We start from the raw sequence: 22,131 nt of genomic DNA, 5'->3' as shown, positions 1-22,131 counted from the left end.
GGCAGAGCATCTGGGGGGCGATGCGGTTAAGGGATATGACCAGGTACTGAACGAAAAAACGTCAGGTTCAATGATTGCAGCGGCGTCTGTTCTATTAGCTAAAAAGGCACGTACCTCCCAAACACTCGAAAAACTGAATAGTTACTCAGGTAAATTAAGAGGGGAAGTCAGTGTACTGGAAAACATAAACAAAATAGAAATAAAATATACAAAAAGAAGCCCAGATGAAACAATGTTATTAAGAAAAGAATTCAATCAAACAATAAGGAAAAAATTCCTCAGCGAAATATCAAGCAGACCTGAATTATTAAAAAAATTTTCTGGTGCTGAACTTGAAGCAATAAAAAACGGCACTGTTCCCAAAGGATGGCAAGTCCATCATAAGTATCCTTTAGATGATAGTGGTTCCAATAACTTTGAAAACTTAATTTTGATTAAAAATGAACCTTATCATAAGGTATTAACAAACTTACAAACATCTACCACAAGAGGGATAAAACCAGGAGAAAGTAAGATCGTTTCCTGGGTTATACCTTCGGGTATAATATATCCAAACCATTGAGAACACTATCATGAATAAAAAGACGACTGCATTAGTAAAAAACTTACAACTCCTGATGGCCAAGTTTAATTTTCCAGCTTCATCTCCGATTGATCCCATTTTCCTTAACGATTTAATCAATCATACCTCTCACGATCATCTATCAAAAGAAATGAAGAAGTTGATTGATGAAGCGGCTGAACTCCTGAAATCCCATCCTGACTTTGTAGATTTCCTGAAGATAATGGATGGTTTTGAATTTAGTGGAATGATTTTATATGGTTTCAATAATATTGAACCTTCATCACAGAATTTTTTTATAATAAATGATTTTTATCGACACAATGATGACTTCATCAACCCCGATCTTGCGGAAAGACTAGTACTGGGCGAGGACGGCACCTCCGTCTTCACCTACGACACCTCAAAAAATCAATTTCAAATCCGCGACAGAATCGGGACAGAAAACATTTATAGCAGCCATGATAATTTTTATAATTTTCTAAATGAAATTATAGAAACGGTGAAGTAGAGAGATAATAATCTGAAATGGATTACATGAATATAGAATTTTATAAACTAGAAGAAATTATTAAAACCACCCTTGTGGAGTTAAAAAAATAGGTATAGATAGCCCCCCTTTGGAAGCGAATTTTCACTGGAACATTCCATCAGATTCTATTTACAGCCCATATAACAAACCAACACAGCTATATATTTTCCAGTTGGAAGATGACTATAAGAAACTATTGAAAGCTAAAAGAAAGGAAAAATTTACCGATTATAACCTAAAAAAACATCTTCTCTTTTCAGATATATTTCTGAAAAACACCCCGATTAATAACTCATTCGAAACTTAATCTCTCCCACCATTTGGGAAGGAATTATGACTATAATACTGAAACCAACCTTGATGTTATATACAAACCAGATGGCTCATTCATTTCAGGATGGAAGCTATCCACTCAGCAACGTATTGACCTTAAAGGAAATAGCAATTTTTTTTAATCAATATGAATCGAAGATGATTGCGCTGATTGATTCTTTTCTCTCCAGGAATATTTCAGCATCAGATTTCGAAGTGAGTTATCTAAAAGAATGGCGATGCTACAGAGATGCTGACAACGTTAAAAAATCAGATGAAAACACGCAACGCTATTTTGATTCTGTTTTTTCTGCAGTAGATACGTACTGCTCTGATCCCGAACTTATTGACGCTGGTGATTTAACTGAAAAAGAATTGCTTGAAGAGGTCGCCAGACTAAAACTTCAATCAGGAAATTTGATTACATAATAAGGGATCAATATTGGTTAAAAATTGTTATCGCCATCAATATTAAGGTTGATGTGTTAAGCATTCATATAGAGATCAAAAACAGTGGCCGGTTTCCCGGCCACGCGATCAATTACAGCAGATCGGCAATCATCTTATCGAGTTTGCCCTGGTCGATGGCAAAGTTACGGATGCCTTCAGCCAGTTTCTGTACTGCCATTGGATCCTGGTTGTGCTGCCACAGGAACTCAGATTCGGTCATTTTAGCCGGACGGGCTTTAACTTCACCGCTGTAGGCCAGCTTACGCTCAACGCTGCCTTCAGTCTCAGCCAGCTCTTTCAGCAGGCCTGGAGAGATGGTCAGACGATCGCAACCCGCCAGCTCAATGATCTCGCCAACGTTACGGAAGCTCGCACCCATCACCACAGTCTCATAACCGTGCTGTTTGTAGTATTCGTAAATCTCGGTCACCGACACCACGCCTGGATCTTCGTTAGGCGCATATTCTTTCTTATCGGTGTTGGCTTTGTACCAGTCGAGGATACGGCCTACAAACGGAGAAATCAGGAACACACCGGCTTCGGCACAAGAACGCGCCTGCGCGAAGGAGAACAGCAGCGTCAGGTTACAGTTGATGCCTTCTTTTTCCAGCTGTTCTGCAGCACGGATACCCTGCCAGGTGGAGGCCAGTTTGATCAGGATGCGGTCGTTGCTGATACCGGCATCGTTATACAGTTTGATCAGGCTACGTGCTTTCGCGATGCTGCCTTCGGTGTCGTAAGACAGGCGGGCATCCACTTCGGTAGAGATACGGCCAGGGACCAGTTTCAGAATTTCCAGGCCGATGTTCACAGCCAACTTATCGGCAGCGTAAGACACCTGCTCTTCTTTGTTGCTGGTCTGCTCACGCGCCCATACCACCGCTTCGTCGATCAGCTTACGGTATTCAGGAATCTGTGCAGCGCTAAGGATCAGAGAAGGGTTGGTGGTTGCATCTTGCGGTTTGTAGAGTTTCATCGCTGCGATGTCGCCAGTATCAGCAACAACGGTAGTGACTTGACGCAGGGAGGATAATTTGTCCGTCATAGTTGTCATTCTCATCAAAGTTGATTTGTCAGGGTGTTGAAAATGTCTGCCCCGGATGATAGCACGCGTACCTCACCATGCAAGGGGCGTAAATCATCACGCCACAACCGGATAAAACTGCCGTCATAAAGCCCTTTTTTCTCTGGGGATTGTCCGGTCGTCATCAGTCACCAATGGCAGCGATTCGTCACCCGACCTCACTTTTTTGCTACAGTAGGCGCAGATTCTTTTTCCGATAATGAAATACAAGGACGCGAGCATGTTAATGGTAATTTCTCCGGCGAAGACGCTGGACTTTGAAAGCCCGCTGGCGACAACACGTTATACCCAGCCCATGCTGTTGGACGAGTCGCAGAAGCTGATCGCCGTGGCGCGTCAACTCTCTCCGGCTGATATCAGCTCGCTGATGCATATCAGTGACAAACTGGCCGTACTGAACGCTGAACGCTTTAATGACTGGCAGCCTGACTTCACCCCGGACAATGCCCGCCAGGCGATCCTTGCCTTCAAAGGTGACGTGTATACCGGATTACAGGCAGAAACCTTTAGCGAAGCCGCATTTGATTTTTCCCAGCAGCATCTGCGTATGCTCTCCGGCCTGTATGGCCTGTTGCGCCCGCTGGACCTGATGCAGGCTTATCGTCTGGAAATGGGGATTAAACTGGCCAACCCGGTAGGCAAAGACCTCTACAGCTTCTGGGGCGATAAGCTGACTCATGCGCTGAATGCCGCACTGGCAGAGCAAGGGGATTCGGTGCTGATTAACCTCGCATCCGATGAATACTTCAAAGCCGTGAAGCCGAAGCTGCTGAACGCTGAGATCGTCAAACCCGTGTTCCTCGATGAGAAGAACGGCAAGTTTAAAGTGATCAGCTTCTATGCCAAAAAGGCACGAGGACTGATGAGCCGTTACATCATTGAAAATGAGCTGACCCAGCCTGAACAGCTGAAGAAGTTTGATGTGGACGGATATGCCTTTGACGCGGATGCGAGCAAAGGGAATGAGCTGGTGTTTAAACGTCACGAGTAGGGTCAGGCACGCCTGACCCAGGGCGAGGCATGCCTCGCCCCTGCGTATCGAATTATTTCTTCAGTAAGAACTCACGCAGATCCGCAAACTCACCTTTCATGTTGTGCGACAACAGCGGCAGATCCGCGCGCTCGGCCAGCGCTTCCGGTAAAGGCAGCTTTTGATCAAGGATCGCTTCCACGCTCTCTTTAAATTTCGCTGGATGCGCCGTCCCCAGGAACAGACCAAACTCACCGTCCTGAAGCTGATCGCGCAGCAGGCGATAAGCAATCGCCGCATGAGGCTCAGACAGATAGCCAAGGTCGGCCAGCTCGCGCATAGTGGCTTTGGTGGTTTCGTCATCAACGGCACCGTAACCCAGATCCTGCAAGCGCCAGATTTTGCGACGGAAGATCTCTTCCACTCGCGGCCAGTTATTGGGCTGGCTGACATCCATCGCATTCGACAAGGTGGCAACGGTCACGTTCGGCGCCCATTCACCATTGACGAGGAAGCGTGGCACGGTGTCATTGGCATTAGTGGCAGCAATAAAACGTTTCACTGGCAGGCCAAGTGACTTCGCCAGCAGACCAGCTGTCAGGTCGCCAAAGTTACCGCTTGGCACAGAGATCACCAGCTGATTACGTTTTTCCTGAGGCAGTTGCGCCACGGCTTCAAAGTAGTAACAAATCTGCGCCAGCAGACGGCTGATGTTGATGGAGTTTGCGGAGTTGAGGCCAATGGCCTTCTTCAGCTCTTCATCGTCAAATGCCTGCTTAACCAGTGACTGACAGGCATCGAAATCGCCGTCAATCGCGATGGTCTGAATATTGCCGCCCAGGGTGCAGAACAGCTTTTCCTGTAACGGGCTGATTTTGCCTTGAGGATAGAGGATCACCACACGCACGTTTTCCATACCGTAGAAGGCATGAGCCACAGCAGCGCCGGTATCACCCGAGGTTGCCGTCAGAATGGTGATTTTCTCATCCGCACCGCTGACATAAGAGAGCATCTGCGCCATAAAACGACCGCCGAAGTCTTTGAACGCCAGTGTCGGGCCGTGGAACAGCTCCAACGCGGCAATATCGTCAGTGACGTCTACGACCGGTGCCGGGAAGGTGAATGCCGTTTTCAGGCGCTCATGCAGCTGATGAGCGTCGATCTCATCGCCGATAAAAGCCGACAGGATTTTGCTGCTGCGGGTCACGAAATCCATTTCCAACATCGCATCGATGTCAGTCAGTTCGAATTCAGGTAATTCCAGTGGAAAGAACAGGCCTTGCTGTTTACCCAGCCCCTGCTTCACCGCCTGGGCGAAGCTGACCTGCTCATTGTGATCCTTAAGATTATAGAGTTTCATGCGTTATCCCAGTTTGCGTGCGCCTGCCGTGTCTAAACGGCAAATATGGACGAAGCCTTCATCATTTTGCAGATAGTGCTGGCGGAGCCAGTCTGCCATACGTTGTGCGGTATCCAGCTGATTGCACACTGCAAACAGCGTTGGGCCAGAGCCAGAAATACCGCAGGCCAGTGCGCCGATATCCGCAGCGGCCTGACGGGCTTCACTGAAGCCCGGTAACAATTTGGTGCGATACGGTTCCGCAATCACATCCTGCATCAGTTTGGCGGCCAGCAAGGGCTGCTGCGTGTGGCAGGCGTGAATAAAGCCGCCGAGATAGCGACCGTGCCGGATAATGTCCTCTTTACGATACTGCGCAGGCAGGATCGCACGGGCTTCGGCGGTGGACACTTTAATTCCCGGGTAAGCCATCACCCATAACCAGTCATCAAAGCCTGGCACTTCCTGGCTGATAATGCCGTTCTCTTCCAGCATCAACTGCATGCCGCCCAGGAAGCAAGGGGCCACATTGTCATAATGTACGCTGCCGGAAATACGCCCTTCCAGCTCGCCCATCAACGCCAGCAGCTGCGTATCATTCAGCGGTTTACCGCAGTGTTCGTTCATCGCCATCAAACCAGCCACCACCGAGCAAGCGCTGGAACCGAGGCCGGAGCCAATCGGCATATTTTTTTCCAGTGTCATCTTAACCGGCACGCGCTTGCCAATCGCTTCGCAGAAACGGTCCCAGCACTGATAAACGATATTATCCTGTGGGTTTGCCGGCAACTTGCTAACAAAACTGCCTTCATTGTGCAGACTAAATTCGTCGGCGGCTTCCACGGTCACACAGTCGCCCAGCAGGGTGCCATCAACCGGCGACACCGCAGCCCCCAGGACGTCAAAGCCAACGCTGACGTTGCCAATTGAGGCAGGGGCATGAATTTTAACCATGATTAAACTCCCAACTTCCACGACAGAGTACGTAACAGATCGGCAAACACGCCCGCCGCGGTCACATCATTACCGGCACCGTAACCGCGCAACACCAGCGGAATCGGCTGGTAATAGCGGCTGTAGAACGCCAGCGCATTCTCACCATTTTTCACTTTATACAGCGGATCGTTACCGTCAACGGCATCGATTTTCACTTTACACGCTCCGCCCTCTTCAATCGCTCCCACGAAGCGTAATACTTTACCCGCCTCACGGGCGCTGGCAACACGCGCGGCAAACTCCGCATCCAGTTCCGGCAGGCGTGCCATAAACGTTTCCACATCCGCAATCGCCGTCAGCTCTGGTGGCAATACGGCTTCGATCTCAATATCGCTCAGCTCCAGCTGATAGCCCGCTTCACGCGCCAGGATCAGCAGCTTACGTGCCACGTCCAGCCCGGAAAGGTCTTCACGCGGATCCGGCTCGGTAAAGCCCATCTCACGCGCCATGTGGGTGGCATCGGACAGTGACACCCCCTCATCCAGTTTGCCGAAGATAAACGACAGTGAACCGGACAGAATACCGGAGAAGCTAATCAGCTCATCGCCGGCGTTAAGCAGATTTTGCAAGTTCTCGATCACCGGTAAACCGGCCCCGACGTTGGTATCGTAGAGGAACTTACGACGCGATTTCGCCGCGGCGGCACGCATTTGCTGGTAATAGTTGTAAGACGAGGTATTGGCCTTTTTGTTCGGCGTCACAACGTGGAAACCGTCAGCCAGGAAATCGGCATATTGATCGGCGACCTGCTGGCTTGACGTACAGTCAACGATCACCGGGTTCAGCAGATGATACTCTTTCACCAGACGATTCAGACGACCCAGATCAAACGGCTCTTTCGCAGCTTTTAGCTGATCCTGCCAGTTGCCCAGCGGAATGCCGTGGACGTTGGTCAGCAATGCGCGCGAGTTGGCAATGCCGCATACCCGCAGATCAATATGTTTGTTCTTCAGCCAGGTTTGCTGACGATGCAACTGCTCGATCAATGCCGCCCCCACGCCACCAACACCGATGACAAAAACTTCGATCACCTGGTCAGTGGCAAACAGCATCTGATGTACCACGCGCACGCCGGTGGTCGCTTCATCGTTATCCACCACCACAGAGATCGAACGTTCGGACGACCCCTGGGCAATCGCCACAATATTGATGTTAGCGCGCGCCAGTGCAGAGAAGAATTTCGCAGAGATACCACGCAATGTGCGCATGCCGTCACCCACGACGGAGATCACAGCCAGATGCTCCATCACGTCCAGCGGCTCCAGCAGGCCGTCTTTCAATTCCAGATGGAATTCATCTTCCAGCACGCGGCGCGCACGGGCCAGATCGTTCTGTGACACACAGAAGCTGATGCTGTATTCCGAAGAGGACTGGGTGATCAGCACGACAGAGATACCGCTGCGTGACATGGCAGCAAACACGCGGGCGGCCATGCCCACCATGCCTTTCATTCCCGGGCCAGAGACGTTAAACATCGCCATATTATTCAGGTTGGTGATGCCTTTCACCGGGTTGTCCTCATCGCTGCCATCGCCACCAATCAGGGTGCCGGGTGCTTGTGGGTTGGCGGTATTTTTAATCAGGCAAGGGATTTGGAACTGGGCAATCGGGGCAATGGTACGCGGATGAAGCACTTTGGCGCCGAAGTAAGAAAGCTCCATCGCTTCCTGATAGGACATCGACTTCAGCAGTCGCGCGTCCGGCACCTGGCGCGGGTCGCAGGTATATACGCCATCGACGTCAGTCCAGATTTCACAACAATCAGCGCGCAGGCAGGCAGCCAGCACGGCCGCTGAGTAGTCGGAACCATTACGGCCCAACACCACCAGCTCACCCCGTTCGTTGCCGGCGGTGAAGCCTGCCATCAGCACCATGTTGTCTGCGGGAATCTGGCTGGCGGCAATGCGGCGAGTAGACTCAGGAATATCGACAGTGGATTCGAGATAATGACCTACGGCCAGTAGCTGTTCCACCGGGTTGATCACGCTGACGCCATAGCCGCGTGCCTGGAGCAGCCCTTCCATAATGGCGATAGAGAGCTTTTCCCCCCGGCAAATGATGGCGGCATTGACGCTATCCGGGCACTGCCCCAGTAGTGCAATACCGTGCAATACCTGCTTCAGTTGAGCGAACTCCTGATCAACGACGCCTTTAAGCTTGTCAAAAGCAAAGCCAGGCTGTGCTTCAGCCAGCCCCTGCAACAGCTCGGCGAAGATTCGCTCAGCGTCACTGATGTTAGGCAATGCATCCTGCCCGCTGATGGTTTTTTCAATCATCGCCACCAGGTGATTGGTAATCTTCGCTGGCGCGGACAATACGGTAGCAACCTGTCCCTGCTTTGCATTACTTTCCAGAATGTCAGCCACACGCAGAAAACGTTCCGCATTGGCTACCGAGGTTCCACCGAATTTCAGCACTCGCATGTTCAAGCTCTCCTGAATTTTTGCCGAAAAAAAAGCCCGCACTGTTGAGGTGCGGGCTTTTTTTTGATTTTTCCTGTATGCGTCAGCCCGCACCGTTACCTGTGGTAATGGTGGTGGTAATAATGATTGTGGTAATCAGGCTGTTTTTACGCATTGAGATTTATCTTTTATCTGTCTGTTAAATCTGTCGGCTTTCAGAATTAAAGCAAAGTGCCAGCCAAGTCAATTTTTTTATCGAATGGCCTCTTTTTCCCGGCGATGTCGTCAGACCCTTTTCGTCTTCCTTGCCGATCTGTTCTGTTACGCTATGAAAAAATGGCAGTAAATCACACCATTTTTCATGCTTCATCCAGCGTTTTTCTCTACAGCTTTTTTTCTATGTCATGCAGCAGTCGATGCAACATGGCGGTATCTCGCTGCTGAAGCAAACCGATACGTTGCTGCAACCAGTCTGCCAGCTTTTCATCCCCGGCGACGTCCAGCCGCTGCAACAAAAATTGCGCACGCAGGCGGAGCGCCGCAAGTTGTTCAACGTCCGCAGCAGGTTCCGTCTGCGCGCTCACCTGGCGCAATGCCGAGAGTTGATAGCAATAGACCATCACCGCCTGCCCCAGGTTCAGCGACGGATAATCACCCGCCATCGGAATCCCCGTCAACAAATCGGCCTGCGCCAGTTCTTCATTCGTTAAGCCGCTGTCTTCGCGCCCAAAGATCATCGCCACACTGCCTGTCCAGCGTTGCTTCTCTTCCAGTACCTGCTGCACCTCCTGCGGCGTGGCATAGTAACGGAATTTCGCGCGAGAACGTGCCGTGGTGGCAATACTAAAATCAATATCGGCTAATGCTGCCTCAAGTGATGCCCAGTGGCTGGCATTATCCAGAATGTCACCCGCCCCGTGTGCAACGCGTCTCGCTGCCGGATCAAGGTGCGCCTGGCTGTCAACAATACGCAGTTCGCTAAATCCCATGGTTTTCATGGCACGGGCCGCCGCACCGACATTTTCAGCACGCGCAGGAGAGACAAGGATAAAAGGAAAACGCATAACCACCTTCATATAGAGAGAGAAATTCACAATGTTGATGATGCCTTCCCCACAGTGGAAAAAACATCCGGCAATATTTAACATATTATCAACACCCTGGTGGGTTGATTTAAATCGCCGTAATCGAATGATAAACCTATTTTTTCTTGATAACCCACCGAAAAGCAGGCTTCATTACAATAACACCCATATTATCAACTAATTAACATTTATTAATGTGTGCCGTAACCAGACTGTTAACCCTCTGCATTAAATAGCGCTTTTTAGGAGGTATTTGTGAGCTAACCTGCCAATCTGGGAAGAGTTTTTCACAAAAGTGTTAACGTGCTACAATTGGTTTGATATAAGTCAACTAAGCGTTGTTTTATTGCGTGATGGTTGTTGCCTGTGCTGTTATGTTGCTGTTAATACAGTTAGGATATACGCCGTTTTGGCACTGCCGGGGCATGCAGGATACATCCTAATGGCTGCGCAAAACCCAAAAATCATTAAGGGTTGGCCGCGTTGTTGACGGTACATGGATTGTGTATCAAGAACATCATTCTGTACTGCTGTTGTTTTGCTACTGGCTCTGAACACCAGGTGTAGCCAGCGCCAACAGCCGTATGTCCTGTTTTCGATTTTGTTGGCAATTTTAGGTAGCGAACACATGCAGACCCCGCACATACTTATCGTTGAAGACGAATTAGTTACTCGTAATACGCTCAAAAGTATTTTTGAAGCCGAAGGCTACATGGTTTATGAAGCTACAGACGGCGCTGAAATGCACCAGATACTGACGGAAAATGACGTCAATCTGGTCATTATGGACATCAATCTGCCAGGCAAAAATGGCCTGTTACTGGCACGTGAACTGCGTGAGCAGGCAAACGTGGCACTGATGTTCCTCACCGGCCGTGATAACGAGGTCGATAAGATCCTCGGTCTTGAAATCGGCGCCGATGACTACATAACCAAACCGTTTAATCCGCGTGAGCTGACCATTCGCGCACGCAATCTGCTGTCCCGCACCATGAATCTGGCCGCGGTCAGCGAAGAGCGTAAGCTGGTTGAATCCTACCGCTTTAACGGCTGGGAACTGGACATCAACAGTCGTTCACTGGTCAGCCCGCAGGGCGAACAGTATAAGCTGCCGCGCAGCGAATTCCGCGCCATGCTGCACTTCTGTGAGAATCCAGGCAAGATTCAGACCCGTGCTGATTTGCTGAAAAAAATGACCGGACGTGAACTGAAACCACACGATCGCACCGTCGACGTGACCATTCGCCGCATCCGTAAGCATTTTGAATCCACACCGGATACACCAGAAATCATCGCCACGATCCACGGCGAAGGTTACCGCTTCTGCGGCGATCTGCAGGATTAAGTTTTGAGGGCGAGGTATGCCTCGCCCCAACTTATTATCCCTTGCCCCAGGGGATTATCGGCACCGCACTCAGCGCATTTTTCGGCGAACCATCGACGACCTTATCGGAATAGCTCAAATAAATTAACGCATTACGATTTTTGTCGTAGAAACGTACCACCTGGAGTTTCTTGAACACCAGCGATGTCCGTTTACGAAACACCACTTCCCCTTCGGCTTTACCCTGCTTAATTTTCTCACTGAGTTCTACCGGCCCCACCTGCTGACACGAAATAGCGGCATCCGAGGTATCTTCTGCCAAACCTAAGCCCCCTTTGATTCCTCCCGTTTTCGCCCGGCTCAAATAACAGGTGACATTTTTCACGTCCGGATCGTCAAATGCTTCCACCACGATCTTATGATCGGGACCGAACATCTTAAAGACAGTATCTACAGAACCGACCTGTTCTGCCTGAAGCGTGCCGGAGCAGAGCGCTATTGAAGTGACTATTAACACTTTTTTAATTGTCATGACGTGACCATTTCAAAGAAAATAGATGACATTGTAAGGTACATGAGCAACAGTTCATGCCTTTACGATTTATCACGCGATGTTGTTTAAATCAGCGCGGATATGGGTACATTTTTCAGTTACAACCTAACAATTAGCAATTAATGCTACTATTCGTCGACTTTGCTTACCTTGCACCAATTATGAGTAACATGAGGACGATTTATGGACCAAGCCGGTATCATTCGAGATTTGCTTGTCTGGCTGGAGAGCCACCTGGACCAACCTTTATCACTGGATAATGTCGCGGCGAAGGCAGGTTATTCAAAATGGCATTTGCAAAGAATGTTCAAAGACGTCACAAGTCATGCGATTGGCGCTTATATTCGCGCCCGCCGTCTGTCGAAAGCTGCCGTAGCATTACGTTTGACGAGTCGCCCGATTCTCGATATTGCTTTGCAGTATCGTTTTGACTCTCAACAAACTTTCACCAGAGCCTTTAAGAAACAATTTGCCCAGACGCCAGCCTGGTATCGCCGGTCATCAGACTGGAATGCCTATGGGCTGCGCCCACCGATTCGCCTCGACGACGTCAGATTACCCGAACCGACCTGGGTAAGTCTGCCGGAAATCGTGCTGATTGGGCAAACCCAATCTTATACCTGCACACTGGAGCAGATTTCACGCTTCCGTGATGAGATGCGTATGCATTTCTGGCGCCAGTTCCTGACGGAGACGGATACCGTTCCGCCAGTGCTGTATGGTCTGCACCAGTCGCGCCCCAGCATGGAAAAAGACGATGAGCAGGAGATTCTTTACACCACAGCGGTCACCGCTGAGTCCATTTCCAGCCAGTTGCATTCAACGCAGACGGTCGTGCTGGAAGGAGGCGATTATGTGCAGTTCACCTATGAAGGGCCGCGTAACGGACTTCAGAACTTTGTCTTACAGATTTACGGCACCTGTATGCCAACACTGAATCTGACACGTCGTCACGGTCATGACATTGAGCGTTTCTATACCCACGGCGGTAAGAAACGTCCAGAGCCACCGGTCGACATCCATTGTGAATATCTGATCCCGATACGACGCCAGTCGTAGTCAGCAGATGATACAAAAAGGGCCGAGAATATCGGCCCTTTTTCAGGGTTAGCGCTGCAGTTCGTCGAGGGAAGTATCCTCCAGATGCGCAATATCGCCTGCAGTCTCCACCACCCAGCCAGAAGCCAGCCAGGCGCTGTGTTGGTGATCCACGCGGGAAATTGAGCAATTACGCAAGCGCAGGCGGCGTTCCGCATTCGCCGGTAAACCCAGGATCGTACTGAGCAGTACCCCCAACGCCATCCCGTGGCTGACAATCAGTGGACGGCTACCCTCAGGCAATGCCAGGCAGGCATCCAGCGCCTGATGCATGCGCTGCGCCATTTCACTCATAGACTCACCCTGCGGGATGCGGCCGTTCTCCGTGCCATCCACCAGCGTCTTACGCCAGCCCTCTTCTTCAGCATTCAGTGAATCCAGCAGGCGCTCTTCCAGCACCCCCATATTCAATTCACGCAAACGAGAGTCCAGCACGACCGAACAACCACAGGCATCGGCAATGATCTCGGCGGTACGGCGGGTACGGCCCAGATCGCTGGCAATGACATGGGTAATGCCCAGCTTTTTGACGCGATCTCCTACCTGATGAGCCTGCTGCTCTCCTTTCTCAGTCAGCGCGCTGTCTGACTGCCCCTGAATGCGACGTGCCGCATTCCATAGCGTTTCTCCGTGGCGAACAAGATAGACCTGTAACATGCGATTTTCCGTTATACTGCGACAAATTTGCGTAGAGGGTTCAAACAATTATGTACCATGTTGTCGCTGCTACCATCAATCCAGCCAAAATTAAGGCAATTTCTCAAGCGTTCAGCGATATCTTCGGGGAAGGATCCTGCCATATTGAGGGTGTCGAGGTCGACAGCGGCGTTGCTGCACAACCGATCACAAACACAGAAACGCGAACTGGCGCACGTCAGCGCGTGATGAATGCTCGCCAGGTCAGACCGGAAGCCAATTTTTGGGTGGCCATTGAAGCCGGTATTGAAGATAACACTGCCTTCGCATGGATGGTGGTGGAGAATCACAAACTACGCGGCGAATCGCGTTCTGCCAGCTTCACTCTGCCTGCCATCGTGATGAAAGGTATCCATGCCGGACGTGAACTGGGCGAAGAGATGGCCCGCCTGACCGGCGTTAACGATATCAAACATAAAGGCGGTGCAATTGGTGCTTTTACTGCCGGTCGACTGACGCGTACCAGCGTTTATCACCAGGCGCTCATCCTCGCACTGTGCCCGTTTCATAACGACATCTATCAACGCAAAGACGACGAAGAGAGCTCAGACCTTATCTGATCCACTGAGAAGCTGTGTCTCCAGCCATGTTTTCAGGGCAGGAGGCGCACTTTTCAGGCTGTTTGACCCCCGCGTAATCGTCGCAATCCCGGCTCCCAACTCGTTTTTCAGCTCCCGCTGGCTCATTGTCCCGCGCATCAACTCTTCAACAATACGCAGTCGGGTACCCAACGCCTCACGCTCGTCCGGCGTCAGCATCAATTGTAATAGCGGAAGGTGCAGTTCGCCCTGATAGGCACGTTGCAGCAGCGTGACAAAACGCAGCCAGTCTTCGCTCGCCGGGTCAGTCGTGATGGGAACAGGAGTTGGGTTGGTCATGATATTCCGCCATACTATTTAACTAGTACAGTAGCATATCATCATCGCCGTCATACGAGAAGCCACAGCGGTGTTGGCTGTCTCTTCACGTATTCCGGCGATGACACGCAATCAATAACGCTGCTGCCACTCGCTGTCGGCAAACAGTTTATCCGACTGGTTAAGGAAGTAGCGGTAGTAGGCATCATAAGCCAGTACGTTCTTCACATAGCCGCGGGTTTCCGAGAAGGGAATGGTTTCGATAAACGCCACCGCATCCAGTTTCCCTGCGCTGTTACCCTGCCAGGTGCGCACGCGCGACGGCCCGGCATTATACGCAGCCGAGGCAAAAATGCGGTTCTGACCGAACTGTTGGTAAACCGACTCCAGATACTGCGTACCAATCTGGATATTGGTTTCTGCATCCAGCAGCTGGCTGCTGTTGCTGTAGCCCGGAATGCTGAATTTGGTCACAGTATGCTGTGCCGTGGCGGGCATCACCTGCATCAGACCGGATGCGCCAACCGGGGAGCGTGCTTTCGGGTTCCACGCACTCTCCTGCCGGGCAATCGCCATCGCATAGCTGATCGGGATGCTCTTACCGCTGATATTGCGTTCAAACTGCGGCTGCCACGCCAGTGGGAAGCGCTCCTGCAAACTGTTCCACAGTTTACCGGTAATCGTTGCCTGCACGCTGAGATCCCACCAGTTTTGCTGACGTGCGTAGCTGGCCAGCATCTGCTGCTGCGAAGTGGTGCGGCTGGACACCAGATAGCTCCATTCGCTGCGCGCCAGATTATCCATTCCCCAGTACATCAGTTCGCGAACACGGGCAATTTCAGGGCCGCGGGTCAGGCTGCCGTCCACCGCCGGGGCTTTGTCGACCTGCAACGGATACTCCACCCCCAGTTTCTGGGCGGCGACCATTGGATAGAAGCCACGCTCACGCATCAACTTACGCAGAATGCCTTCCGCCTCTTCTTTGCGCCCCTGCTCCATCAGCAGGTCAGCCTGCCAGTACTGCCACTCATCTTTTGCCTTGTCTTCGACCGGCAAACGCGCAATCCAGGTATTCATACCCCGGCGATCGTTGTTCCCCAGCGCCATCCGCACCCGGCGCTCAATCAGCGAGGTTGAATCACTGCGCATCACCACATCGTCGCGCCAGCGTGCCTGCTCACTGGTGGTATCATTGCCCATCAGACGCCAGGCAACCGCATCTTTCAGTTCCTGCGTCTGCTGATCGTCCATTTTTTGCAGCTGCACCAGCGTGGGTATCAGCTGGCGTGCGCGTTCCACATCCGTGCGCGCCAGGCTGGCAAAGGCAATTGCCGTGGCCTGGCGGGTAAAGTCGGTTGCCCCGACATTACGTGCAAAGTTTTCTACCGTGCCGGGATTGTTCTGTAAATCCATCACCGCATTGGCAATGGTCTGGTAATCCTGCGGGAGTTGCTTCGCCAGGAAGTTCACCAGATTGGTGTTACCCGCTTTCATCGCCAGACGTATACGTTCCAGCGTGGTAATCGGATTCTGCTGTCCGGCCATTTGCCAGGCGCTGAACAGTTTATCGCAGGTGCCCGGCAGGGAACTTCCGGTCAGCCAGATAGATTTCGCCCCTTCCCATGCCACCTGCTCCTGGCCGGTAGCCCATTTGGCGTAATACCAGTTACAGCGAGCCGCAACCGGCTTCGGCGCGTCAGGGCTGAAAACCAGCAACCCACGCCAGTCTTCACGCCGGGCCAGCTCATTCACAAAACGCGAAGAGAGCGAGCGCACCGGCGGCAGCGTAGGATAACGCTGGATAAAGTCTTTCACTGCCAGCCCGGTTTCCTGATCCAGGCTCTGCGCAAGCTGGCGATACTCCAGATAGGGATAGAGTGGGTAGTCACGCAGCGTGGGCATCAACTGCCCCACGATATCCATCTGTTTATTATCCCACGCCTGCTTGATTTGCAGATAACGGGTACGCTGTTCATCCAATGAGTCTGCACGGGCACTGCCGGTTACCGCTGTTAAACAGGCTGCCACCACCCACCACTGCCACTTGTCCACCATGACTTTCCCCACGTTATTGCCTCGTCTTATCCTGAACTGCGAAATATTCCCCCTTCATGCTAACCAGGAGCAGCCCTTCATGCCATGTACTCAACAAATATTTACGGAATACCCACACCGCAACCACCGTCATGAAGGGGATGGGGCCAGTTTGAGGTAAGCCGGACGTCACGCACCAGGGATGGCGCGAGTCGAGGCCCGCATGGATGCGTCTTTTGCCGGTCCGACGTGCTCAAACTGGCCTCAGACCTGTCTTCCGTGCCCCACAATTGTACAAACCCTGCTCGCTGATTGTGCACCCTCTGTGCACCTCTTTACATAACATCTTTAAAATCAACAAAATAAAATCTGGCACGCTGTTTGCTCTATTGAATTCCATCTTGTATACCAGATGGAATTCAACTTATGGCTTTTACCACAGGGTTTACGTTACAGGACTGGCAGCACCATTATCAGCAGCATCCGCAGGACGTACTGTCCACGCTGGACGCCCTGCTGGCGGATCTCTCCACCGACGATAATGCGTGGCTGTATCTCGCCACGCCCGCCCAGCTGCGTGCTCAGGTGGAACCGTTACTGGCCGCCTGGCAGCAGGACCCGGCATCGCTGCCGCTGTTTGGCGTTCCCTTTGCGGTAAAAGACAATATTGACATCGCGGGCTGGCCCACCAGCGCGGCCTGCCCGGCCTTTACCTACACGGCTGAAAGCGATGCCGTCGCTGTCGCCAACCTGAAGGGCAAAGGGGCGATTGTTATTGGCAAAACCAACCTTGACCAGTACGCCACCGGGCTGGTCGGCACCCGCTCGCCGTTCGGCGCGGTCTGCAACACCTTTAATCCTGAGTATGTCAGCGGCGGCTCCAGCTCCGGTTCTGCCTCCGTCACCGCTCGCGGCCTGGTCTGCTTTGCCCTCGGCACGGATACCGCCGGTTCCGGTCGCGTGCCGGCAGGATTTAACAATATCGTCGGCCTCAAGCCGACCAAAGGCTGGCTCTCTGCCACTGGCGTTGTCCCTGCCTGTCGCCTGAACGACACCATTTCCGTGTTTGCGCTGACGGTGGAAGATGCCTTCCTCGTCGCACACTGTGCCGCAGGCTACGACAGCCTGGATGCTTACTCTCGCGCAAATCCGGGCCTCGCCCCGGCAGCGATGCCCACCTCACCACGATTTGCCATCCCTGCCAGCCCGGCGTTCTTTGGCGATACACAAGCACAGGCGGCCTGGGAAGCGGCCTGTACCGACCTGATTGCGGGAGGCGCCAGCTTACAACCCATCGACTTTACCCCGTTCTCACAGCTGGCTGAGCAGCTCTATTACGGTCCCTGGGTCGCGGAGCGTACCGTTGCCGTGGGTGACATGCTGAGCCGCCCGGAAGAGATGGACCCGGTGGTGTATGGCATCGTCGCCAGTGGCAACCACTACAGCGCCGTGGACGCTTACAAAGCGGAATATCTGCGCGCCGAACTGACGCGCCAGATCCAGCAGACCCTCAGCCAGTTCGATGCGCTGGTGGTCCCCACCTCTCCGACCATTCATACGCTGGAAGAAATGAAACAGGAACCGGTGCGTTACAATTCGCAGTTCGGCACTTACACCAACTTCACTAACCTCGCCGACCTGGCCGCCCTGGCCCTTCCGGCCCCGTTCCGCGCCGATGGCCTGCCTGCCGGGATCACTCTGATCGCCCCGGCCTGGTATGACCGTGCGCTGGCGACCTTTGGCACCCGCTGGCAACAGCAGCAAGCCCTGAGTCTTGGTGCCACCGGCAAACCTCAGCCTGTCCCCGCCTCCCTGCCCGCCTCACCGCTGCACGTGCGTGTGGCGGTGGTCGGTGCGCACCTGACCGGCATGCCGCTCAACCACCAGCTCACGCGCCGCGATGCCGTACTGGTAGAAGAGACGCAGACCGCCGCCAGCTATCGCCTGTATGCGCTGGCTAACACCGTCCCCGCCAAACCGGGGCTGGTTAGAGATGCGACGGGCGCCGCCATCATCGTCGAACTGTGGGATATCCCACTGGCACGTTTTGGCGAGTTCGTGGCGGAGATCCCCGCCCCGCTGGGGATTGGCACCCTGGAACTGGCCGACGGTCGCAGTGTGAAAGGGTTTATCTGTGAACCTGCCGCCCTGGCGCAGGCTACCGACATCACCGAATTTGGCGGCTGGCGCCGCTGGCTGACCCGCGAGGTATCTTCACATGTTTAATACCGTACTCATCGCTAACCGGGGCGAAATCGCCTGTCGCGCCATCCGTACTCTGAAACGACTGGGGATCACCAGCGTGGCGGTTTACTCCGAAGCCGACAAAAACGCGCAGCATGTCAAAGATGCTGATATCGCTCTCGCCCTCGGCGGCGATAAAGCCAGCGACAGCTACCTGGTCATCGATAAGATCCTTAACGCCGCCCGCGAGAGCGGTGCGCAAGCCATCTGGCCAGGCTACGGCTTCCTGTCAGAAAGCCTGCCGTTTGCCGCCGCCTGCGAAGCGGCCGGGATCGTCTTTATCGGCCCAACGGCACACCAAATCGGTGAATTTGGCCTCAAGCACCGCGCCCGTGAACTGGCCGCTGCCGCAGGCGTGCCGATGACACCGGGCACACCCTTACTGGATTCACTGGAAGAGGCATTAAGCGCCGCAGGCCGAATCGGCTACCCGGTGATGCTGAAAAGCACCGCCGGGGGGGGCGGGATCGGCCTGACGCGCTGTGCCGACGAGACCACGCTGATCGCCGCCTGGGAGAGCGTACGCCGCCTCGGCGAACAGTTCTTCAGCGATGCCGGGGTATTCCTGGAGCGTTGTATCGACCAGGCCCGCCATGTAGAAGTGCAAATCTTCGGCGATGGCCAGGGCAAGGTCGTGGCCCTCGGCGAGCGCGATTGTTCACTGCAACGCCGCAATCAGAAAGTGGTGGAAGAGACGCCGGCACCGAACCTCCCTGCCGCCACCCGCACCGCCCTGCTCGACTCGGCGGTGAAACTCGGTGAACTGGTCAACTATCGCAGCGCGGGCACCGTGGAATATATCTACGATGCCGCACGCGATGAGTTCTTCTTCCTCGAAGTGAATACCCGTTTACAGGTAGAGCATCCGGTCACCGAGTGCGTCACCGGGCTGGATCTGGTGGAATGTATGCTGCTGGTCGCCGCCGGAGAGCAGCCGGACTGGGCGCGTATGGCACAGGCACCGCAGGGCGCCTCCATCGAAGTGCGTATTTACGCCGAAGATCCGCTGAAAAACTTCCAGCCCAGCCCTGGCGTACTGACCGAAGTCTGTTTCCCGGAAGGCGTGCGCATCGACAGTGGGATCAGCACCGGCACAGAAGTCTCCGCATTCTACGATCCGATGATCGCCAAGCTCATCGTACAGGGCAAAAACCGTGCGGATGCGCTGGAAAAAATGCAGACGGCGCTAAATGAAACCCGTCTGCACGGCATCGCTACCAACCTCGATTACCTGCGTCAGATTGTCGCCACTGAGGCATTCCGCAGCGGCCAGGTGTGGACGCGACTGCTCGACAGCTTCACCCCGCTTTCTCCGGTGGTGGAGGTTCTCCAGCCCGGCACCTGGAGCAGCATTCAGGATTATCCGGGCCGCCTCGGCTACTGGGATATTGGCGTACCGCCGTCCGGTCCGATGGATGATTATGCCTTCCGCCTCGCTAACCGCATTGTCGGCAACGCGGAAGAAGCCGCCGGGCTGGAATTTACCCTGCAAGGGCCCACCCTGCGTTTTCACAGCGATGCCCTGATCGCGCTGACTGGAGCCGCCTGCCCGGCCACACTGGATGGCGAAGCGGTAGCGTACTGGCAGCCGCTGGCAGTGAAAGCCGGACAGACGTTGACCCTCGGTCGCGCCCAACAGGGCTGCCGCACCTATCTGGCGGTACGCAACGGTTTTGACGTACCGGAATATCTCGGCAGCCGTTCTACCTTCGCTCTGGGGCAGTTTGGCGGTCACGCCGGGCGCACCCTGCGCGTGGCCGATATGCTGGCGATATCGCAGCCCGCACTCGCCGCCTGTACCACTCCTGCTCCGGTCTGCGAACCCGCTGCCTTACCTGTCGCCGCGCAGCCCGTATACGCTGACGAATGGCGCATCGGCGTGCTGTACGGCCCGCACGGCGCCCCGGATTTCTTTACCCAGCAGTCTATCGATGAGTTTTTTGCCAGCGAGTGGCAGGTGCATTACAACTCTAACCGCCTCGGCGTACGCCTCGTAGGGCCAAAACCCGGCTGGACACGCGCCAACGGCGGTGAAGCGGGGCTGCACCCGTCCAACGTCCATGATTGCGAATACGCCATTGGTGCCGTTAATTTCACCGGCGATTTCCCGGTAATCCTCACCCGCGATGGACCCAGCCTCGGCGGGTTCGTCTGCCCGGTGACCATCGCCAAAGCGGAACTGTGGAAAGTCGGTCAGGTGAAACCCGGCGACCGCATTCGTTTTCATCCGATCAGCTTCGAAGAAGCCCACGCGCTGGAACAGGCGCAGACGCACAGCGTGACGCGTCTCAACGCCTTGCATACCACGGAATTTACCGTGCCTTCGCTGGCCGAAACCGATCACGGTTCCGCAACGGTACTGGCCGCCATCAAAGCCACCAGCACCACGCCGACCGCTATTTATCGTCAAGCCGGGGATAACTACATCCTGCTGGAGTACGGCGACAACGTGCTGGATCTGGCGCTGCGCCTGCGCGTCCACCTGCTGATGACCGCCCTGCATGAGAGCGGCCAGCCGGGCGTGGAGGAGCTGTCACCGGGTGTGCGCTCCCTGCAAATCCGCTACGACAGCCAGATCCTCAGCCAGAAACAGCTGATGACCCTGCTGCTACAGCTGGAGAAGAATCTCGGCGATGTCACGCGCATGACCGTGCCATCGCGCATTGTCCACCTGCCGATGGCCTTTGAAGACAGCGCCACCCTCAGTGCCGTAGAACGCTATGCCGAAACCGTGCGCACCAGCGCCCCCTGGCTGCCGAATAACGTCGATTTTATCCAGCGCATTAACGGACTCAGCAGCCGTGAAGCCGTCAGCCAGACGCTGTTTGATGCCAGCTACCTGATCCTCGGTCTGGGTGATGTCTATCTCGGCGCGCCTTGTGCAGTGCCGATCGACCCGCGCCACCGCCTGCTCAGTTCTAAATACAACCCGGCACGTACCTTCACCGCGGAAGGTACCGTCGGCATTGGCGGCATGTACATGTGCATTTACGGCATGGACTCCCCCGGCGGGTACCAACTGGTGGGGCGTACGCTGCCCATCTGGAACAAATTCCTGAAAAACGACCAGTTCGCGGCAAACGAACCCTGGCTGCTGCACTTCTTTGACCAGGTGCGTTTCTACCCGGTAAGCGAAGCCGAACTGGACGTGCTGCGTGACGACTTCCGTGAAGGCCGCGCCACCGTTCGCATTGAGCAGTCAGTGTTTGATTTTGCCGAACATACGCAGTTCCTCAGCGATCACGCAGCCTCTATCGCTGACTTCCGCCAGAAGCAGGCCAGCGCCTTTGATGCCGAAGTGGCGCTGTGGGCGCAGGAAGACGAAGGTGCACCGCTGACCAGCGAAGAGACGCTGCGGCCCCCCGAAGAGGATGACGGTGCGTTGCAGGTCAGCGCCGATATGAACGGCAATATCTGGAAAGTGCTGGTGCAGCCCGGTGACGAGGTGGAAGCCGGTCAGCCGCTGATTATCGTCGAGGCGATGAAAATGGAGCTGGCGATCAACGCCCCACAGGCAGGACGCGTCAAACGTATCGGTTGCCAGCCAGGCCGCCCGGTCAGCCCTGGCGATGCCCTGCTATGGCTGGAATAAA

At 53.8% G+C, this 22,131-nt stretch carries 18 protein-coding genes, 1 pseudogene and 1 other annotated feature; of the genes and pseudogenes, 9 read left to right on the top strand and 10 right to left on the bottom strand.

The features are described 5' to 3' along the window. From FY046_RS20865 to FY046_RS20855, 3 genes and pseudogenes are all read left to right on the top strand, one after another. Positions 1-562, top strand: a pseudogene (locus tag FY046_RS20865) (hypothetical protein); the annotation flags it as partial. Between the two features lie 10 nt (positions 563-572). Further along, positions 573-1,073 (top strand): YrhA family protein, encoded by a 501-nt coding sequence (locus FY046_RS20860; RefSeq protein WP_421505163.1) that lies wholly within the window; start codon positions 573-575, stop codon positions 1,071-1,073. Between the two features lie 354 nt (positions 1,074-1,427). After that, entirely contained in the window at positions 1,428-1,835 is a 408-nt protein-coding gene (locus FY046_RS20855) for a colicin immunity domain-containing protein (RefSeq protein ID WP_446186449.1), read from the top strand. A 112-nt stretch (positions 1,836-1,947) separates the two neighbouring features. On the opposite strand, the gene tal is transcribed toward FY046_RS20855, so the two are convergent. After that, positions 1,948-2,901: a transaldolase gene (gene tal, locus FY046_RS20850; RefSeq protein ID WP_133842368.1), complete on the bottom strand. Its 954-nt coding sequence runs from the start codon at positions 2,899-2,901 to the stop codon at positions 1,948-1,950. 259 nt (positions 2,902-3,160) lie between these two features. Between tal and yaaA the strand changes: the two genes are divergently transcribed. Then, positions 3,161-3,931 carry a peroxide stress protein YaaA gene (yaaA, locus tag FY046_RS20845; RefSeq protein WP_446186448.1) on the top strand — a complete coding sequence of 257 codons (771 nt, stop codon included), beginning with the start codon at positions 3,161-3,163 and terminating at the stop codon, positions 3,929-3,931. A 52-nt stretch (positions 3,932-3,983) separates the two neighbouring features. On the opposite strand, the gene thrC is transcribed toward yaaA, so the two are convergent. The 5 genes from thrC to FY046_RS20820 form a co-directional block, all read right to left on the bottom strand. Next, on the bottom strand, positions 3,984-5,270 hold the full coding sequence (gene thrC / locus FY046_RS20840) for a threonine synthase (RefSeq protein ID WP_133842370.1): 1,287 nt from the start codon (positions 5,268-5,270) through the stop codon (positions 3,984-3,986). 3 nt (positions 5,271-5,273) lie between these two features. Then, complete coding sequence (gene thrB, locus FY046_RS20835) at positions 5,274-6,203, bottom strand: homoserine kinase (RefSeq protein WP_133842371.1); 930 nt, start codon at positions 6,201-6,203, stop codon at positions 5,274-5,276. A 2-nt stretch (positions 6,204-6,205) separates the two neighbouring features. After that, complete coding sequence (thrA, locus tag FY046_RS20830; RefSeq protein ID WP_133842372.1) at positions 6,206-8,668, bottom strand: bifunctional aspartate kinase/homoserine dehydrogenase I; 2,463 nt, start codon at positions 8,666-8,668, stop codon at positions 6,206-6,208. A 25-nt stretch (positions 8,669-8,693) separates the two neighbouring features. After that, positions 8,694-8,815 (bottom strand) — a sequence feature (Thr leader region). Continuing rightward, positions 8,751-8,822: a thr operon leader peptide gene (gene thrL, locus FY046_RS20825; RefSeq protein ID WP_105594825.1), complete on the bottom strand. Its 72-nt coding sequence runs from the start codon at positions 8,820-8,822 to the stop codon at positions 8,751-8,753. (Overlaps the previous feature by 65 nt.) Before the next feature lie 208 nt (positions 8,823-9,030). Further along, positions 9,031-9,711, bottom strand: coding sequence for a tRNA/rRNA methyltransferase (locus tag FY046_RS20820; protein WP_133842729.1), 681 nt, complete (start codon positions 9,709-9,711; stop codon positions 9,031-9,033). Between the two features lie 649 nt (positions 9,712-10,360). Here FY046_RS20820 and arcA point away from each other — a divergent pair. Continuing rightward, on the top strand, positions 10,361-11,077 hold the full coding sequence (gene arcA / locus FY046_RS20815) for a two-component system response regulator ArcA (RefSeq protein ID WP_133842373.1): 717 nt from the start codon (positions 10,361-10,363) through the stop codon (positions 11,075-11,077). Positions 11,078-11,111: 34 nt separating this feature from the next. Here arcA and creA read toward each other — a convergent pair whose 3' ends face one another. Beyond that, entirely contained in the window at positions 11,112-11,588 is a 477-nt protein-coding gene (gene creA / locus FY046_RS20810) for a protein CreA (RefSeq protein WP_133842374.1), read from the bottom strand. Between the two features lie 204 nt (positions 11,589-11,792). Here creA and robA point away from each other — a divergent pair, with 204 nt between their 5' ends. Next, positions 11,793-12,668: an MDR efflux pump AcrAB transcriptional activator RobA gene (gene robA, locus FY046_RS20805; RefSeq protein ID WP_133842375.1), complete on the top strand. Its 876-nt coding sequence runs from the start codon at positions 11,793-11,795 to the stop codon at positions 12,666-12,668. A 48-nt stretch (positions 12,669-12,716) separates the two neighbouring features. Here robA and gpmB read toward each other — a convergent pair whose 3' ends face one another. Beyond that, the gene (gene gpmB / locus FY046_RS20800) at positions 12,717-13,364 is read right to left on the bottom strand and encodes a 2,3-diphosphoglycerate-dependent phosphoglycerate mutase GpmB (RefSeq protein WP_133842376.1); all 648 of its coding nucleotides are present in this window, start codon (positions 13,362-13,364) and stop codon (positions 12,717-12,719) included. Between the two features lie 50 nt (positions 13,365-13,414). Here gpmB and yjjX point away from each other — a divergent pair, with 50 nt between their 5' ends. Further along, positions 13,415-13,963 carry an inosine/xanthosine triphosphatase gene (yjjX, locus tag FY046_RS20795; RefSeq protein WP_133842377.1) on the top strand — a complete coding sequence of 183 codons (549 nt, stop codon included), beginning with the start codon at positions 13,415-13,417 and terminating at the stop codon, positions 13,961-13,963. On the opposite strand, the gene trpR is transcribed toward yjjX, so the two are convergent. Together trpR and sltY are read right to left on the bottom strand one after the other, a co-directional pair. Next, complete coding sequence (trpR, locus tag FY046_RS20790; RefSeq protein ID WP_133842378.1) at positions 13,949-14,281, bottom strand: trp operon repressor; 333 nt, start codon at positions 14,279-14,281, stop codon at positions 13,949-13,951. The two genes, yjjX and trpR, sit on opposite strands and share 15 nt — an antisense overlap. Positions 14,282-14,392: 111 nt before the next feature. Beyond that, positions 14,393-16,315, bottom strand: a complete 1,923-nt coding sequence (gene sltY / locus FY046_RS20785; protein WP_159336865.1) for a murein transglycosylase — start codon at positions 16,313-16,315, stop codon at positions 14,393-14,395. A gap of 405 nt (positions 16,316-16,720) precedes the next feature. Between sltY and atzF the strand changes: the two genes are divergently transcribed. Then, complete coding sequence (gene atzF, locus FY046_RS20780; RefSeq protein ID WP_133842380.1) at positions 16,721-18,520, top strand: allophanate hydrolase; 1,800 nt, start codon at positions 16,721-16,723, stop codon at positions 18,518-18,520. Continuing rightward, the gene (uca, locus tag FY046_RS20775; protein WP_446186447.1) at positions 18,513-22,130 is read left to right on the top strand and encodes an urea carboxylase; all 3,618 of its coding nucleotides are present in this window, start codon (positions 18,513-18,515) and stop codon (positions 22,128-22,130) included. The genes atzF and uca overlap by 8 nt, the downstream gene beginning before the upstream one ends. Position 22,131 lies beyond the last annotated feature (1 nt).

It is taken from the genome of Erwinia sp. 1181_3, from assembly GCF_052824965.1.
This window is presented reverse-complemented; position numbering and strand designations above follow the sequence as displayed.